The 15,957-nt window shown below is 71.7% G+C and carries 15 protein-coding genes and 1 pseudogene; 11 read left to right on the top strand and 5 right to left on the bottom strand.

All coding sequences use genetic code 11. The annotated features are described in order from the left end of the window. Positions 1-28: 28 nt before the first annotated feature. The 3 genes from AB0J58_RS04620 (at position 29) to AB0J58_RS04610 (ending at position 3,365) form a co-directional block, all read left to right on the top strand. A complete protein-coding gene (locus tag AB0J58_RS04620) occupies positions 29-1,354 on the top strand; it encodes an FAD-binding oxidoreductase (RefSeq protein ID WP_364210210.1) in 1,326 nt (441 codons plus the stop codon). Between the two features lie 37 nt (positions 1,355-1,391). Further along, positions 1,392-2,138 (top strand): SDR family NAD(P)-dependent oxidoreductase, encoded by a 747-nt coding sequence (locus AB0J58_RS04615; RefSeq protein WP_364210207.1) that lies wholly within the window; start codon positions 1,392-1,394, stop codon positions 2,136-2,138. 114 nt (positions 2,139-2,252) lie between these two features. Next, positions 2,253-3,365 carry a nitronate monooxygenase family protein gene (locus AB0J58_RS04610; protein ID WP_030907113.1) on the top strand — a complete coding sequence of 371 codons (1,113 nt, stop codon included), beginning with the start codon at positions 2,253-2,255 and terminating at the stop codon, positions 3,363-3,365. Between the two features lie 82 nt (positions 3,366-3,447). Here the strand turns inward: AB0J58_RS04610 and AB0J58_RS04605 are convergent, their stop codons facing one another. Continuing rightward, positions 3,448-4,632, bottom strand: a complete 1,185-nt coding sequence (locus tag AB0J58_RS04605) for an ATP-binding protein (protein WP_364210204.1) — start codon at positions 4,630-4,632, stop codon at positions 3,448-3,450. Then, complete coding sequence (locus AB0J58_RS04600; protein WP_364210201.1) at positions 4,629-5,273, bottom strand: response regulator transcription factor; 645 nt, start codon at positions 5,271-5,273, stop codon at positions 4,629-4,631. The genes AB0J58_RS04605 and AB0J58_RS04600 overlap by 4 nt, the downstream gene beginning before the upstream one ends. Before the next feature lie 104 nt (positions 5,274-5,377). Here AB0J58_RS04600 and AB0J58_RS04595 point away from each other — a divergent pair, with 104 nt between their 5' ends. From AB0J58_RS04595 to AB0J58_RS04580, 4 genes are read left to right on the top strand one after another with little or no spacing between them, the layout of a single operon-like run. Further along, positions 5,378-5,881, top strand: a complete 504-nt coding sequence (locus AB0J58_RS04595) for a hypothetical protein (RefSeq protein ID WP_364210198.1) — start codon at positions 5,378-5,380, stop codon at positions 5,879-5,881. Then, positions 5,878-6,924 (top strand): peptidoglycan-binding protein, encoded by a 1,047-nt coding sequence (locus AB0J58_RS04590; protein ID WP_364210195.1) that lies wholly within the window; start codon positions 5,878-5,880, stop codon positions 6,922-6,924. Before AB0J58_RS04595 ends, AB0J58_RS04590 begins: the two co-directional genes overlap by 4 nt. After that, entirely contained in the window at positions 6,921-7,580 is a 660-nt protein-coding gene (locus tag AB0J58_RS04585; RefSeq protein WP_364210192.1) for an ABC transporter ATP-binding protein, read from the top strand. Before AB0J58_RS04590 ends, AB0J58_RS04585 begins: the two co-directional genes overlap by 4 nt. Then, on the top strand, positions 7,577-8,758 hold the full coding sequence (locus tag AB0J58_RS04580; RefSeq protein WP_364210189.1) for an ABC transporter permease: 1,182 nt from the start codon (positions 7,577-7,579) through the stop codon (positions 8,756-8,758). Before AB0J58_RS04585 ends, AB0J58_RS04580 begins: the two co-directional genes overlap by 4 nt. Positions 8,759-8,789: 31 nt before the next feature. On the opposite strand, the gene AB0J58_RS04575 is transcribed toward AB0J58_RS04580, so the two are convergent. The 3 genes from AB0J58_RS04575 to AB0J58_RS04565 all read right to left on the bottom strand — a co-directional run bounded on the left by AB0J58_RS04575 (position 8,790) and on the right by AB0J58_RS04565 (position 12,174). After that, on the bottom strand, positions 8,790-9,917 hold the full coding sequence (locus tag AB0J58_RS04575; protein WP_364210186.1) for a PP2C family protein-serine/threonine phosphatase: 1,128 nt from the start codon (positions 9,915-9,917) through the stop codon (positions 8,790-8,792). A gap of 490 nt (positions 9,918-10,407) precedes the next feature. Beyond that, positions 10,408-10,794: a VOC family protein gene (locus AB0J58_RS04570; RefSeq protein ID WP_364210183.1), complete on the bottom strand. Its 387-nt coding sequence runs from the start codon at positions 10,792-10,794 to the stop codon at positions 10,408-10,410. Positions 10,795-10,965: 171 nt separating this feature from the next. Then, on the bottom strand, positions 10,966-12,174 hold the full coding sequence (locus AB0J58_RS04565) for a cysteine desulfurase-like protein (RefSeq protein ID WP_364210180.1): 1,209 nt from the start codon (positions 12,172-12,174) through the stop codon (positions 10,966-10,968). On the opposite strand from AB0J58_RS04565, the pseudogene AB0J58_RS04560 reads away from it, so the two are divergent. The 4 genes and pseudogenes from AB0J58_RS04560 to AB0J58_RS04545 all read left to right on the top strand — a co-directional run. Continuing rightward, a pseudogene (locus tag AB0J58_RS04560) lies at positions 12,168-12,794 on the top strand (methyltransferase domain-containing protein); the annotation flags it as partial. The gene AB0J58_RS04565 and the pseudogene AB0J58_RS04560 sit on opposite strands and share 7 nt — an antisense overlap. Before the next feature lie 22 nt (positions 12,795-12,816). Then, positions 12,817-13,326, top strand: a complete 510-nt coding sequence (locus tag AB0J58_RS04555; RefSeq protein WP_364210177.1) for a hypothetical protein — start codon at positions 12,817-12,819, stop codon at positions 13,324-13,326. 386 nt (positions 13,327-13,712) lie between these two features. Continuing rightward, positions 13,713-15,131: an MFS transporter gene (locus AB0J58_RS04550; protein ID WP_364210174.1), complete on the top strand. Its 1,419-nt coding sequence runs from the start codon at positions 13,713-13,715 to the stop codon at positions 15,129-15,131. Continuing rightward, positions 15,128-15,916: a thioesterase family protein gene (locus AB0J58_RS04545; RefSeq protein WP_364210171.1), complete on the top strand. Its 789-nt coding sequence runs from the start codon at positions 15,128-15,130 to the stop codon at positions 15,914-15,916. The genes AB0J58_RS04550 and AB0J58_RS04545 overlap by 4 nt, the downstream gene beginning before the upstream one ends. Positions 15,917-15,957 lie beyond the last annotated feature (41 nt).

The raw sequence follows: 15,957 nt of genomic DNA, 5'->3' as shown, positions 1-15,957 counted from the left end.
CCGAGTTCTCCACGCTCAAGGAGGTTCGATGACCTTCCTGACCGGCTGGGGCCGTACCGCGCCGACCCCCGCGCGGCTGGCCAGGCCCCGCTCCGCCGAGGAGGTCGCCGAGCTGGTACGGCGGGCACCGGGCCGAGGCGTCGCGGTCCGGGGGCTCGGCCGTTCCTACGGCGACGCCGCGCAGAACTCCGGCGGCCTGGTCCTCGACTGCACCGCGCTGACCTCGTGGTCCCTGGACGGGACGACCGGCCTGGTCACCGCCGCCGGCGGGCTGAGCCTGCACGATCTGATGACCGCCCTGGTGCCCCTGGGCTGGTTCGTCCCGGTCACCCCGGGCACCAGGTACGTGACGGTCGGCGGGGCCGTGGCGGCCGACGTGCACGGCAAGAACCACCACGCCGACTCCTCCTTCGGCGCCCACCTGCGCTCCCTCACCCTCGTCACGGCCGACGGCGTCGGCCGTACGCTGGCACCGGGCGACGACCTGTTCTGGGCCACGGTCGGCGGGATGGGGCTCACCGGTGTGATCACCGAGGCGGTGTTCCAGTGCCTGCCGATCGAGACCTCCCGGGTACGGGTGGACGTGGCGCGCACCCGGGACCTGGACCACACGCTGGAGACGATGGCGGCCACCGATCACCGTTACCGCTACACGGTCGCCTGGATCGACCTGCTCGCCGCGGGCGCCCGGATGGGCCGCAGCGTGCTCACCAGGGGAGACCACGCGACCCGCGACGAACTGCCGCGTGGCGCCGACCCGCTGGCGTTCGCTCCCGGTTCCGTGGTGAGGGCCCCCGCCTGGGCGCCGAACGGGCTGCTCAACCAGGTGACCGTACGGGCCTTCAACGAGGCCTGGTACCGGAAGTCGCGTCCCGGCACCGGTCTCATCCAGGGGCTCGCGCCGTTCTTCCACCCGCTGGACTCGGTGGACGGCTGGAACCGGGTCTACGGCTCGCACGGCTTCGTCCAGTACCAGTTCCTGGTGCCGTTCGGCGAGGAGGCGACGCTGCGGCGGATCGTCTCGCGGCTGTCGGCTCTCGGGGTGGTCTCCTTCCTCACGGTGCTCAAGCGGTTCGGTCCCGGCACGCCGGGGATGCTGTCGTTCCCGGCTCCCGGCTGGACGCTCGCCCTGGACATCCCCGCCGGCCGGCGCGGGCTGGCCGGGCTGCTGCGCGAGTTCGACGGCTGGGTGGCCGGGGCGGGCGGGCGGATCTACCTGGCCAAGGACTCGCGGATGTCGGCCGAGACGATGGCCGCGATGTACCCCCGGCTGGCGGAGTGGCGGGCGGTCCGTGACGAGGTGGATCCGGGCGGGGTGTTCCGCTCGGACCTGGCGAGAAGACTCTCCCTGTGAGAACCGGTTCCGGGACGCCGATGAGGAGGTTGGTCGGATGAAGAACGCCCTGGGCGCGGTGGACACCGTGCTGCTGCTGGGCGGGCGCAGCGAGATCGGGCTGGCGATCGTCGAGCGGCTGGTCCGCGACGGTGCCCGCCGGGTCGTGCTCGCCGCCCGTGACGCCACCGCCGGGCCGCCCCCGGTGATCGGGGCCGCCGAGGTGCACCTGCTGGACTTCGACGCCTCCCGGCCCGAGACGCACGGCGAGGTGATCGAGGCCGCCGCGAAGCTGGTCGGCGACCTGGACGTGGTCATCCCCGCCTTCGGCGTGCTGGGCAGCCAGCGGACCTACGACGCCGATCCGGTGGCCGCCGCCGAGGCGGTCGCGGTCAACTACGGCGGGCATGTGTCCGCCGGGCTCTTCGCCGCGCGGCGGCTGCGCGAGCAGGGCCACGGCACGCTGGTGGTGCTCTCCTCGGTGGCCGGGGTGCGGGTGCGCCGGGCCAACTTCGTGTACGGCTCGGCCAAGGCGGGCCTGGACGGGTTCGCGCAGGGGCTGGGTGACGCCCTGCACGGATCGGGTGCCCGGGTGATGGTGGTCCGGCCTGGTTTCGTGGTCGGCAGGATGACCGAGGGGATGTCTCCCGCGCCGATGTCGTCCACTCCGGGCCAGGTCGCCGACGCGGTGATCGCCGGGTTGCGCGTCGACGCCGAGGTCGTCTGGGTTCCCGGCAGGCTGCGGGTGTTCTTCGCGGTGATGCGCGTGCTGCCGCGCGCGATCTGGCGCCGAATGCCTCGGTGAAACAGGTTCTCGTTGTACTTTCCCGGCATTGTTTTGCTTTCCCAACAATACCGACGAAACATTCTAGACTAGAACACGTTGCAGTTTGCTGAGGGCGGGTCGTACCGTGGGCGCATGCGGACACGTGTCACGGACATGCTCGGGATCGAACTTCCGATATTCGCCTTCAGCCACTGCCGGGACGTCGTCGTCGAGGTCAGTCGCGCCGGCGGGATGGGCGTGCTCGGCGCGCTCTACTTCACCCCGGAAGAGCTCGAGATGGAGCTCAAGTGGATCGACGACCACGTCGACGGCAAGCCGTACGGCGTCGACGTGGTCATGCCCGCCTCCTACGCGGGAGCCGACCTGGGCGTCGACTCGCCCGAGGACCTGCTGGGACGGCTCCAGGGGATGATCCCCGAGGGGCACCGCGCGTTCGTCGACAACCTGCTGACCTCGCACGGCGTCGGCCCGCTGTCCGGCGAGGAGGCCGGCCGGGCCCTGCTCGGCTGGACCGACGCCACCGCCAGGCCGCAGGTCGAGGTGGCGCTGCGGCACCCGATCGCGCTGCTGGCCAACGCCCTCGGCCCGCCGCCCGCCGACGTGGTCGAGCTGGCGCACGCCAAGGGCGTGAAGGTGGCGGCGCTGGCGTCCACCCCCAGGCACGCGGTCAAGCAGGTCGAGGTCGGCGTGGACATCGTCGTCGCGCAGGGCACCGAGGCGGGCGGGCACACCGGGGAGATCTCCACGATGGTGCTCATCCCGCAGGTGGTGGACGCGGTGGACGTGCCCGTACTGGCCGCGGGAGGCATCGGCAACGGCCGCCAGATGGCGGCGGGCATGGCGCTCGGAGCCGAGGGGGTGTGGACCGGTTCCATCTGGCTCGCCGTCGAGGAGGCCGACACCCCCGCGATGGCCAAGCAGCGCATCCTGGAGGCCACCTCACGCGACACCGTGCGCTCCCGCTCGTGGACGGGCAAGCCCGCCCGGCTGCTCAGGAACGAGTGGACCGACGCCTGGGAGGCGCCCGACTCGCCCGGCACCCTGCCGATGCCGCTGCAGTTCATGCTGATCTCCGACGCGCTCCGCCGCATCGCCCGCTCCGACGCCGCCGAGCTGGCCACCTTCCCGGCGGGTCAGATCATCGGGACCATGAACCAGGTACGGTCGACCAAGGACGTGGTGTTCGGGCTGGTGGAGGAGTACATCGAGGCCACCGAGCGACTGGGTCGGCTGACCGGGGAGTAGCTCTCGGGTCGGAGCCGGTCGAGGGTGCGCTGCCCCTGTGAAAGGAGCGCGGGGGCGGCCGGGGCTTTTGCAGTGTTCGCCGTCAGCCGGTTCGGACGGGGATTCGGGTACCGCCGGAATCGGTCGACGGCGTCGCGGGAACGGGTAGCGCGATCGCCACGCGCAGGCCGCCCTCGGGGCGTGCGGTGGCGCCGACCGTGCCGCCGTGGGCGTCCACGATGGCGCGGACTATCGACAACCCGAGCCCCGCGCCGCGTGCCGAGCGGACGCGGTCGCCCTGCAGCCGCCTGAAGGGCTCGAAGAGATCCGCCACCTCGTACGGCGGGACCGACTGCCCGGTGTTCTCCACCACCAGGCCGCCCCGGTCGCAGGAGATCCAGACCTGCCCGTCCCGCACGTTGTACTTGATCGCGTTCTCCACCAGGTTGCAGACGGCGCGCTCAAGGAGGAGCGGATCGCCGTCGACGGTCACCGGGCTCAGGTCCCGGTGGATGGTGACGGGCCGGTTGCGGGGCACCGGGTCGAGCTGGTCGAGGGCGGCGCGTACCACCTGGTCGAGTTCGAGGGGCCTGCGCGAGGTGAGTTCCTGCTCGGACTGGGCCAGCAGGAGCAGCCCTTCGATCAGCCGCTCGTGGCGGGCATTGGTACCGAGCAGCGCGCGGGCCAGCGCCTTGAGGTCCGGTGACGCCTCGGGCTCCTCCAGCGAGACCTCCAGGACCGTGCGGTTGATCGCCAGCGGGGTGCGCAGCTCGTGCGAGGCGTTGGCGATGAACCGGCGCTGGGCCTCGAACACCCGGTGCAGCCGGTCGAGCATCGCGTCGAAGGTGTCGGCCAGCCGTTTGATCTCGTCCCGGGGCCGTCCGCGCAGCGCGATCCGCTCGTGCAGGTTGCCCTCGGAGAGCCGCTGCGCGGTCTCGGTGACCCGGTCGAGAGGACGGAGCGCGCGGTCGGCGATCAGGTAGCCGACCACGGTCGCGACGATTCCGACGAGGACCATGATCAGGAGCGAGGAGCGGAGCATCTCGTCGAGGACGCCGGTCGCCCGTGCCTCCACGTCCTGCGGCTGCGTCCGCAGCCGTAGTCCGGTGAGGGCCTGCTGCGGAGGAGGATCCTCCGCCTCCTCGATGATCTTCTGGCTTCCCGTCAGGAACCGCTGGTTCAGTGCCTTGGCGGTCAGCAGGTAGGTGAACCAGACCAGGGTCGACCCGGCCACGAAGAACAGCACGCCGTACAGCAGGGTGAGCCGCATGCGCAGGCCGAGTCTCACAGCCGGTACCCCTTCCCCGGCACGTTGTGCAGCACCGGGGGAGCGCCGAGCTTCTTGCGCAGTGAGGTGATCGCGACGCGCAACACGCCGGTGCCGCCCTCGGCGTACTCGTCCCAGACCCTTCTGCGGAGCTCGGCGGAGGTGACCAGGTCACCGTCGGCGGCCAGGAGCTCCCGCAGCAGGTCGAACTCCTTGCGGTTCAGTCCGATCGGCCGTCCGTCCCTGGTGACCGCACGGCGGGCGGGGTCGAGCCTGATCCCGGCCCGCTCCAGGACCGGCGGGGCGACACGGAGGGAGCGGCGGGCCAGCGTCCTGATCCTGGCGACCAACTCGGTGAACGCGAACGGCTTGACCAGGTAGTCGTCCGCGCCCAGGGTCAGCCCGTCGACCCTGTCGTGCACCTGTCCCGCCGCGGTCAGCATGATGACGCGGCTCCGGTGCCTGAACTCGGCGCACACGTCGTCGCCGTGTACCTCGGGCAGGTCACGGTCCAGGACGACGACGTCGTAGTCGACGTACCCGGCCCGCTCCAGCGCCTCCCGGCCGTCGTAGACCACGTCCACGGCCATCGCGTGCAGCCGCAGGCCCCGCGCGACGGCGTCGGCCAGCTGCTCTTCGTCCTCCACGATCAGCACTCGCATGATGACGAGAGTGACGCACCGGGTGTTAGCGCCGGGTAAGTGCTTACCCGGGTCTAACACCGTCTCCGTTGAAGTTGGCCCTCAACCAACCCAGGGAGATCGCCGTGAAAGCTCGACTGTTGCTGCTCGCCGTACCGCTGCTGCTTGCGGGGTGCGGTGCGGTTCCGACCACCTCGGGTGTCGCCGGCAAGGGGGACGGCGCCGCTTCCGCTTCCGCTTCGGCTTCGGCGGATCAGGGGCAGGCGCAGCTGAGGTTCGCCCGGTGCATGCGCGAGAACGGCGTCGACATGGCGGACCCCGACGGCAGCGGGAAGATCCGCGTCCAGGCCCAGAAGGGGGAGGAGGGCAAGCTGGAGAAGGCGATGAAGGAGTGCCAGCACTTCATGGAGGACGCGGCCGGCGGCAAGGGCGCGGCAGCCGACCCGAAGCGGCGCGACGAGATGGTCAGGTACGTGCAGTGCATGCGCGAGCAGGGCATCGAGATGGAGGACCCGGACCCCAACGGCAAGCTCAGGCTCAAGCTGCCCGACGGCGGCGAGCAGAAGTTGAAGGCGGCCGAGGTGGCCTGCAAGGAGTTCCAGCCCGCCATGCAGGGGGACGGGCAGTGAGAAAGGGAGCCCTCCTGTCAGGGGCGGCTCTGCTGGCCATCGTGGCCGCGGGGGCCGCGATGGCCGTACTGGCCGATGGCGGCACCGAAGTGGCCGCGCCCGCCACGGAGCGGGTCGCCGCCACAGCGGTGATCACCAGGCAGGACCTGCTGGACACCAAGACCGTGACCGGCGCGCTCACCTACTCGGGCCGGCGCGATCTCACCACCGGCGCGGCCGGAACGGTGACGTGGGTACCAGAGGACGGCGCGGTGGTGCGGCGGGGCCACCCCCTGCTCAAGGTCGATCGCCGGCCGGTCACCCTGATGTACGGCAGGCTGCCCCTCTACCGGCCGCTGAGCCGGGGCGTCTCCGACGGACCCGATGTCGAGCAGCTCGAACGCAACCTCAGGACGCTGGGCTACGGCGAGAACCTCACCGTGGACGAGCACTTCGACTACGCCACCCACCTCGCGGTGCGAAAGTGGCAGGCCGACCGGGGGCTGACCGAGACCGGCCGGGTGGACGACACCCAGGTGGTGTTCCTGTCCTCGGCGGTCAGGGTGATCGACGTGAAAGTCGTGGTCGGTGGCAGGACCGCCCCCGGGCGGCAGGTCCTCGCCGTCAGCGACCTGAACCGGCTGGTCCGGCTCGACCTCGACGCGGGCGACCAGACGCTCGCCGAGAAGGGGACGAAGGTCACCGTGGAGTTGCCCGACGGCGAGCAGGCGGCGGGGAGCATCACCGACGTGGGCACGGTGGCCAAGCAGGCGGCGGAGAGGACGTACATCGAGGTCGAGATCACGCTCGCCAAGGAGCCGAAGAGCAGGCTGGACCAGGCCCCCGTCGAGGTGGAGCTGGTGAGCGAGCGGCGCGAGAACGTGCTCGCCGTACCGGTGGAGGCGCTGCTCGCGCTGCGCGAGGGCGGGTTCGGCGTCGAGATCGTCGAGGGTTCCCGTACCCGGCCGGTGCCGGTGAAGGTCGGGGCGTTCGGCGGCGGCATGGTCGAGATCACCGGGGAGGGCCTCGGGGAGGGCATGAAGGTCGGGGTGCCGGAGGGATGAGCATCATCGAGCTACGCGGGGTGACCAAGACCTACAACGGCCATGTCCAGGTGCTGCGCGGGGTGGACCTGCTGGTCGAGGAGGGCGAGCTGCTGGCCATCGTCGGCCCGTCGGGCTCGGGCAAGTCCACCATGCTCCACATGATCGGGACCCTGGACCGGCCCACCTCGGGGACCGTCCGGATCGCGGGCCACGACGTCGCCACCCTGTCGGATCGCGAGCTGTCGGCGCTGCGTGCCCGCCACCTCGGGTTCGTCTTCCAGCAGTTCCATCTGGCGCCGGGAGTGAGCGCCCTGGACAACGTGGCCGACGGACTGCTCTACACCGGGACGCCGCTGCGGGCCAGACGCGCACGGGCCGCGGCGGCCCTGGAGCGGGTCGGCCTCGGGCACCGGCTCGACCACCGGCCCGACCAACTCTCCGGTGGAGAACAGCAGCGGGTGGCCGTGGCCAGGGCCGTCGTCGGCGACCCGCCGCTGCTGCTGGCCGATGAGCCGACCGGCAACCTCGACTCCGCCTCGGGCGCCGAGGTGCTCAAGATCCTGCGCGAGCTCCACGAGGGCGGGACCACGGTCGCGATCATCACGCACGATGGCGAGATCGCCGACCGGTGCCCCCGGCAGGTACGGGTCCGGGACGGGGAGGTGCTGACGTGAAGCCTGCCAGGCTCAGCCTCTCCGACGTGCTGCGGGTCGGCGCGGTAGGGCTCCGTGCCCGGCCGACCAGGGTGGTCCTGTCCGCGCTCGGCATCGCCATCGGTATCGCCACCATGATCGCGGTGATCGGGATCTCCTCCTCCTCCAGGGAGGAACTGCTCCGCCAGCTCGACCGGCTGGGCACCAACCTGCTGACCGTGGCGCCGGGCCAGACGATCTTCGGGAAGGACGCCAAGCTGCCCAGGGAATCGGTCGCGATGATCAAGCGCATCGGCCCGGTGAGCACCGCCTCGGCCACCGGACTCGTCAGGACGTCGGTGCGTAGGACCGGCTACATTCCCGAAGCGGTCACCGGAGGCATCGCGGTACAGGCCGCCACCGTCGAACTGCTCCGCACGCTGGAGGGCACCGTCCAGCGCGGTACCTGGCTGAACGCCGCCACCGAACGGCAACCGGTGGTCGTTTTGGGTGCCAAATCCGCCGAGCGACTGGGCATCACCAGGACCGGGGTGCGGGTGTGGATGGGCGACCGGTGGTTCACGGTCATCGGCATCCTGGAACCGATGCCGCTCGCGCCCGAGATCGAACGGTCGGCGCTCATCGGGTTCCCCGCCGCGGCGGAACTGCTGGGCTTCGACGGGCATCCCACCACGATCTACGAGCGGTCCGCCGAGGAGGCGGTGACGGACGTACGCTCCGTGCTGCCTCGGACGGTGAACCCGGAGAACCCGGGGGAGGTGAACGTCAGCAGGCCATCCGACGCGCTGGCCGCCAGGGCCGCCGCAGCCGGGGCCTTCACCAACCTGCTGCTGGGGCTCGGCGCGGTCGCCCTGCTGGTCGGCGGGGTCGGCGTGGCGAACACCATGGTGATCTCGGTGCTGGAACGTCGGCGGGAGATTGGCCTGCGTCGCTCCCTGGGGGCCACCCGTGGCCAGGTCCGCGTTCAGTTCCTGGTGGAGTCCCTGCTGCTGTCCGCTCTGGGCGGCGTCGTCGGGGCCGCACTGGGCACCCTGGCCACCGTCGGCTATGCCCTGTCCCGTGACTGGCCTCCCGTCGTGCCACCGTGGACGATCGGCGGCGCGGTCGGTGCCACCCTGGTCATCGGCACTCTCGCCGGCATCTACCCGGCCATGCGCGCGGCCCGCCTGTCCCCGACGGTCGCCCTGTCCACGACCTGACAGCGATCGAACAGCCGCGGTGTACGGAAGGTCAGTGGGCGGCCGGGGAGTTCCGGCGGACGGCCAGTACGGCGAGGTCGTCGCGGAGGTTGCCCAGGGTGTGCCGGAGCAGTTCGGCGCGCAGGGTCCTGACCACCTGCTCGGGGGAGGCGTCACGCCAGTGGGCCAGGCGCTCCTCCAGGGGGTAGAAGGCGCCGGACGGGTCACGGGCCTCGGTGACGCCGTCCGTGCAGAGCAGCAGGGTCGCGCCGGAAGGGAAGTCGAACCATTCGACGGGACGTGGTTCCGAGGCGAGGGAGCCCAGCCCCAGGGGGACACCCGGATCACGGAAGAGAACCGGGCCGGTCCGCTCGCCGTACAGGATGTACAGCGGAACATGGCCGCAGTTGACGGCCTGGGCCTTGTACCCGCTGTCGACGCTCAGCACGAGGGCGGTGACGAAGCGTTCGGGGTCGCCGGTCTGCTTCGCGAAGGCGTTGTGCCGCAGCACGGCGTTCTCCAGGGCGTCCACCACCGCGGGGAGGTCCGGCTCCCGGAAGGCGGCCTCCCGGAAGGCGCCCAGCACCGCGAAGGCGGTGCCGATGGCGGGCAGGCCCTTGCCCTGGACGTCGGCGATGAGCACCCGGCTGCCGTACGGCGAGGCCACCACCTCGTAGACGTCGCCGCCGACCATGCTGTCCTCCTCGGCGGGCTCGTACAGCCCGTCGACCAGGAGCTGGTCGGTGAGCAACGGCAGCGGACGCAGGATCTGCCGTTGCAGGGCCGCCGACGCCGAGCGCAGCCGGGCGATCTCCTCGTTCTTGCGGATCCGCCACCGGCATCCCGCGACGCTCAACCCGCCGAGCACGATGGAGAAGGCGATCAGTGACAGGTTGGCGGCCGTCTGCAGCGGGTGGTAGAGCACCGAGCCGGTAACGACGAGGACGACCCATCCGGCGGTGAGGACGGTCTGCCGCACCGTCCCCACCCCGGCGACGAAGGCGGGCAGGATGATGAGGAAGGGGACCAGCCGGCTCTCTCTGTCGCTCAGGTAGCCGGACACCACGAGAAGCACGGTGAGGCCAAGGAGCCAGTACAGCAGAACGGTGGAACTGAGCGTGGAGGAGGCGGTCTCGCTCCGTTTCCCGCCGTTTCCCGGCGGGCCGTCAGAAGTGCGCACCGTTGCCCCTGCCCTCCGCCGTCGGTTTCGCCGGAGGATCTCGTCATCTGTCCGGCCTCGGCGGAACGGCACGCGCCATCTCGTGGTGCGCGGGGGGCGGCGTTCCGCTCTTCTCGCATCGTAGAACGGACTCCGGTGACTCTCACGTCCACGCGTGCCGCTCGGCGTGGTTCCGCTCTACCTGGTTCGTTCGAGGGGCCTGGTCGATCCCCCGGTGTCACCCGCGTTCAGCCGACCGTCGCGCGCCGGGCGCGGGGAGCGATGAGTTGGCCGGTCGGGTGTGCGCGCTCCGGTCCCGCCGTAAGGGAGCGAACCGTAGTCGCTCCCTTACGGATCGTCCGGTGTTCTCCGTAGGGCTGAAGCGATCCGTACGAGATCGCTCAGCGTGAATCGCCGTAGCTGAAGCGTCGCCTCCGAAAGGAGCGCAGGGTTGCCCGCGGTGCGCTGTAGGGCCGGAGCAAGGTCTCGTGGCGGGGTCGGTGCCTTCGTGTCATCCGCCGCTGCCGTAGGGGCGGGTGATGATCTCCAGGTTGTGCCGGTTCGGGTCCTCGAAGTAGAGGCCGCGGCCGCCGTCGTGGTGGTTGATCTGCCCGGCCTGCCGGTGGAAGGGATCGGCGTAGTAGGTGATGCCGGCCTGCTGGATCCGTCCGAAGATGGCGTCGAACTCCTGCTCGGAGACCAGGAAGGCGTAGTGCTGGGCGGTGATCTGTTCCTCGAGGCTGTCGGCGAAGTCCAGGGTGACGCCGTTGCCGGTCGCCACCGGGATGAAGGGCCCGTAGGGGGCCCCGACCTCAAGGCCCAGGACGCCCGCCAGGAACTCGGCGGACGCCTTCTTGTCCCGGGCCGCCACGATGGTGTGGTTCAACTCAACTGACATGCTGAGATCCTTCCCCGAAACACCCGAAGCGATCGGCCTCTGAGGCTCCTGCCCAGGAGATGGTGCGCGGATGGCCGCGCCTATGGCTCAACCGTCATCACCGGGCTGAACTTTCCCGCCGTTTGGGGCCGCGACCAGTACGTCCGTGGCGCGGGGCGCTGCTTCTGGGGATCAGCCCTGCCCGGCCAGCTCCTGGATGCCCTTCAGGAGCCGGTCCACGTCGGACTCGTCGGTGTAGGGCGCGATTCCGGCGCGGATGGCGCCGGTGTCGCCGAGGCCCAGGTGGCGGGAGCACTCCAGCGCGTAGAAGTGGCCGGCGGGCGCGTTGACGCCGCGTTCGGCCAGGGACAGGTAGGCGTCGGCGGGTCTGACGCGGTCGATGGAGAAGAGCGTAGTGGGGGTCCGCCTGCGTGAGGCCGCGCCGTACGAGGTCACCCCGCCGATCCCGGCCAGGCCCGCGTCGAGCCGCCCGAGCATGGCCTCCTCGTGCCGCTCCAGCGCGGCCATCGAGCGGGTCAGGCGTTCGCGCCGGGTGCCCGGGCCCGGTACCAGGCCGGCGAGGAAGTCGACCGCCGCCGTCGTGCCGGCGAGCAGCTCGTAGGGGAGGGTGCCCAGCTCGAAGCGTTCCGGCACCGCGTCGCTGGAGGGCAACAGCTTGTCCGGGCGGAGGGTCTCCAGCAGTGCGGGGTCGGCGGCGAGCACGCCCAGGTGCGGGCCGAGGAACTTGTACGGCGAGCAGGCGTAGAAGTCGGCGCCGAGCCCTTGGAGGTCGACCGGGCTGTGCGGGGTCAGGTGCACGCCGTCGACGTAGAGCAGCGCTCCGGCCGCGTGTACCTGCTCGGCGATCGCCGGAATGTCCGGCCGGCTGCCCAGCAGGTTCGACGCGGCGGTGACGGCCACCAGCCGGGTGCGCTCGGTGAGCAGGCCGGCGATCGCGGTGACGTCCAGCTCGCCGCGCTCCGGATCGAAGTCGGCCCAGCGGACGGCGACCCCGTGCGCCTCGGCGGTCTGCACCCACGGGCGGATGTTCGCGTCGTGGTCCAGCCTGGTGACCACGACCTCGTCACCGGGACGCCATCCCTTGGCGAGCGTGCGGGCCATGTCGTAGGTGAGCTGCGTCATGCTCCGGCCGAACACGACGCCGGTCGGCGTGCCACCGAGCAGGTCGGCCATCGCCTGGCGAGCCTCGGCCACGATGCGGTCGGCCCGGCGCTCGGCGACGGTTCCGGCACCGCGGTTGGCGACGGCGGCCCGCAGGACGCCGGCCACGGCGTCCGCCACCTGCTCGGGAACCTGCGAGCCTCCCGGCCCGTCGAAGTGCGCCGCGCCCTCGTCGAGGGCGGGGAAACACGCCCGTACGGCTGCCACGTCGTATGTCATGGGACCTCCCGGATCGCCGTCGGCCCGACCGGGGCCGATCCGCTCGCGAACGGCTTGGCCGAAGCCTATCCAGCCGGGGCCCGGAGGAATCCGCGGGGACCTTCGTCCGGCGGGGAATCCATCCGCCGGGCAGGCTCCGCGAGGGCGGCCGGCCGGCCCGGGTGCGAATCCACGCGAACCTTGCCCGCGGCCCGCGAACGCGGCGCCGGTTCCCGCCGGACCGACGCCGCGAGCCGAATCGCCGTCGCGGCGGGGACCCCGGCGGGCATGCTGTGAGCATGGATCTGGGCTTTCGCGGTGAAGTGGTGGACTTCTACCACCGGTATCGGCGCGGTTACCCCCGGGCCGCCATCGACGCGCTGGTGGAGGCGTTCGAGCTGACCCGGGACGACATCGTGATCGACCTCGGTTGCGGAACCGGCCAGCTGGCCCTGCCGATCGCCGAGCGGGTGCGTGCGGTCGTCGGCGTGGATCCGGAGCCCGACATGCTGCTCCGGGCCCGGCGGGCCGCGGGCGAGCGGGGCCTGACGAACCTGAGCTGGATGCTGGGGGCGGACACCGACGTACCGGCGCTGGGCGCCCTGCTCGGCGACCGGGCCGTGGGCGCGGTGACCATCGGCCAGGCACTGCACTGGATGGACCGTGACGAGCTGTTCCGCGCGCTGGCTCCGCTGGCGCGCCGGCGGCGGTGTGGCCGTGGTGGCCAACGGGACTCCGCTGTGGCTGCAGGACACCGCCTGGTCGCGGGCGCTGCGCGGCTGTCTGGAACAGTGGCTCGGGTTCGAGGTCGGCCATGCCTGCGGCACCGACGAGGCGAGCCGGCGGCGCTACCGCGACAGCCTGGCCGGCGCGGGATTCGGCGTGCGCGAGATCGGCGTCGACTACACCGACGAGCTCGACCTCGACCGGATCGTCGGCGGCGTCTACTCGGCGCTTCCCGTCGACCGGCTGCCGGCGCCGGATCGGCGACCGCTCTTCGCCGAGCGGATCCGCCGCGCCCTGGAGCGGCACCGGCCGTTCACCGAACATGTCCGCGTGGCGATGCTGGTCGGCCGGGTCGGCGACGAGCCGCCCCGTCACCAGCTCCACCGGGGTTCCGTCCGGCCGCCGCCCGCGACCACGAGTCGCCCGGCCCCGGGCACGGCCAGGTGATCGACCGCCGGCGCCGACATGACCGCGGTGCGGATCCGCGTCTTCCCCGCGAGTCCCTGGCGAGAACGGCCTGCCTCAGCACCTCCACGGCCGCCGGCCACGACAGGAGCGTGTCCGGCTGTCCACCGGTCGGGAACGGCGGGTTCTCCGAGTCGTCCGCCCTATCGGCCCGCTCTCTCGTTCCGGGAGCCGGTGGGATTCCCGGCGACTGTCAAGCGTGGGAGCCAGGGCACCACGTGCGGGTCACCAGTCCGCCCGAACGCCGCCGGTAGGCGTCATCCCCCGGGGCGGCCGCCGCCCGCGAGTGGAGGGTTGTATTTTCAAACTGACTGCTGTTACGGTCCTCCCGTTGGGTTAGTTGGAAAATCCAACCCTACAGGAGAATCGTGAACCCACCGGATACTCGGACCGTCGTACCCCCTGAGATCTCTGCCCGGCCCAGGCTCGGTGTGGTCTTCGCCGTTGTCGCGGCGGGGGTGGCGATGTCCAACCTGGACGTCTTCATAGTCAATGTCGCGCTGCCCCGGATCGGCGGGCACTTCGCCGACGCCTCGCTGTCGTCGCTGTCGTGGGTTCTCAACGCCTACGCGGTGGTCTTCGCCGCACTGCTCGTGCCCGCGGGGAACCTCGCGGACCGTACCGGGCCCAGGCGCGCCTACCTCGTCGGCATCGCCGTCTTCACCGTGGCCTCGGTGCTGTGCGCGGTGGCGCCGGGAGTCTGGACGCTGGTGGCGGCCCGGGTGGCGCAGGCGGCCGGGGCGGCCCTGCTGATGCCCGCCTCGCTGGGGCTGCTGCTGGCCTCGGCCCCGCCCGAGCGGCGCGGTTCGATGGTCCGCGCCTGGACGGCGATCAGCGGTCTTGCCGCCGCGCTCGGTCCCGTCGTGGGCGGAGTGCTGACCCAGTTCGACTGGCGCTGGGTGTTCCTGGTGAACGTGCCGATCGGTGTCGCCGTCCTGGTCGCGGGACCGCGGGTACTTCCGCGGACGGCCGGCGGGGGCCGGGCCGACACGGCGCGTCCGGATCTGCCGGGGGCGGCCCTCCTCACCGCCGCGATCGCCCTCCTCGCCCTCGGCCTGGTCAAGGGGGACGACTGGGGCCCCGGCGGGGTCGCCGGGACGCTGGCGGTCGCCGCGCTGCTGTTCGCCTGGTTCGTGTACCGGTCGGGACGCCATCCGTCGCCGGTGCTGCCGTTGCCACTGCTCCGCGTCCCCGGTTTCGGGCCGGCGACCGTGGCGAACGTCCTCTTCGCGGTGGCCTTCGCGGCGATGCTGCTCTCGGTGGTGCTGTGGTGTGAGCAGATCTGGCACTGGTCCGCACTCCGCACCGGCCTGGCCATCGCGCCGGGTCCGATCATGGTGCCGGCGCTGGCCATCGGCGCGGGTCCGATCGTGCGGCGGGTGGGCGCAGGCCCGATCGCGGTGGCCGGGTGCGTGTTCTTCGCCGGCGGTATCGCCTGGTGGGCCTGGCAGCTGACGCCGGATGCCGGATACGCCCAGGGGATGCTGCCGGGCATGCTGCTCACCGGCATCGGGGTCGGCCTGACCCTGCCCACGCTGATCGGCGCCGCCGTCACCGCGCTCCCGCCGCGGAGCTTCTCGACAGGTTCCGGCGTGGTGACCATGGCGCGGCAGGTCGGCACGGTGCTCGGTGTCGCGATGCTGGTCGCCGCACTGGGCGTGCCCCGTGGCACGGCGGAGGCGCTCGACGCGTTCGACGCCGGCTGGCACCTCACGCTGCTGGCCACGGCAGCGGCCGCCGTGGCCGGCCTGTGCGTACGTCGTCGTTCGGGAGGGGAGAACTCGTGACCGCGGAAGTCGCCGCCCTGCTCAGGAAACCGGTGGACGACCTTGTCGATCCGGGAAAGCAGCTGTGGGGTTTCGGCGGGGTGCACGGTGGCCTGACGCTCGCGCTGCTGACGGCTGCGATGGGGGAGCAGGTGCCGGGTGCGCTGCTGCAGAGCAGTACGGCGCGCTACCACCGCCCCCTCTACCGGGAGTTCCGCGTCGAGGTCTCACCGGTGCGCTCCGGCCGTACGCTCTCCTCGCTCGCGGGCCGGGCGACGACGGGGCAGGGCGTCCATGTCGACGCCTCGGCGATGTTCGGGTCTCCCGGTCGCGCCTCCTGGCCGGTCGTCTCGCCCGTCGCGCCGGCCGTGCCGCTGCCGGAGGACTGCGAGATCTTCACGATCCCGCCCGAGTTCGTGGCCATCTCCACGGTCATGGAGATCCGTGCGGTGGGGCCGAACCGTCCGTATTCGGGCGGAGCCGACGCCGAGCTGACCGCCTGGATCCGCCTGGTGGAGGACTCCGAGCCGCCGGACGCGCATCGCCTGATCCTGCTGATGGACGGGCTGGCGCCCTCCTACTCCGCGGTCCTGCCGGAATTGCTGCCCATTCCCACCGTCGAGTTCACCGTACGGCCGGGGGCCGGGCTCGCGCGGGCGGAGTCGCCGTGGGTACTCCTGCACGCCCGTACGCATCAGGCGGGCGCCGACGGCTGGCTCGACGAGCGGATCGACGCCTGGGGGCCCGACGGGGACCATCTGGGTTCCGCCCGGCAGCTCCGCCTGGTGACGGATCGAAGGCTCTGAGCCATGGGCCGGCCGGGTCCGGTGAGAACGGCGGCTAAACT

Source organism: Streptosporangium sp. NPDC049644 (assembly GCF_040675205.1).
In the GTDB taxonomy this organism is placed as follows: Bacteria; Actinomycetota; Actinomycetes; order Streptosporangiales; family Streptosporangiaceae; genus Streptosporangium; species Streptosporangium fukuiense.
The sequence above is the reverse complement of the archived record's forward strand: the minus strand, read 5'-3'. Positions and strand labels throughout refer to the sequence as shown.

What these genes read in the sequence shown, in the direction of transcription:
- AB0J58_RS04620 (WP_364210210.1), top strand. Translation starts at nt 29, where the DNA reads ATGACCTTCCTGACCGGCTGGGGCCGTACCGCGCCGACCCCCGCGCGG.
- AB0J58_RS04615 (WP_364210207.1), top strand. Translation starts at nt 1,392, where the DNA reads ATGAAGAACGCCCTGGGCGCGGTGGACACCGTGCTGCTGCTGGGCGGG.
- AB0J58_RS04610 (WP_030907113.1), top strand. Translation starts at nt 2,253, where the DNA reads ATGCGGACACGTGTCACGGACATGCTCGGGATCGAACTTCCGATATTC.
- AB0J58_RS04600 (WP_364210201.1), bottom strand. Translation starts at nt 5,273, where the DNA reads ATGCGAGTGCTGATCGTGGAGGACGAAGAGCAGCTGGCCGACGCCGTC.
- AB0J58_RS04585 (WP_364210192.1), top strand. Translation starts at nt 6,921, where the DNA reads ATGAGCATCATCGAGCTACGCGGGGTGACCAAGACCTACAACGGCCAT.
- AB0J58_RS04570 (WP_364210183.1), bottom strand. Translation starts at nt 10,794, where the DNA reads ATGTCAGTTGAGTTGAACCACACCATCGTGGCGGCCCGGGACAAGAAG.
- AB0J58_RS04565 (WP_364210180.1), bottom strand. Translation starts at nt 12,174, where the DNA reads ATGACATACGACGTGGCAGCCGTACGGGCGTGTTTCCCCGCCCTCGAC.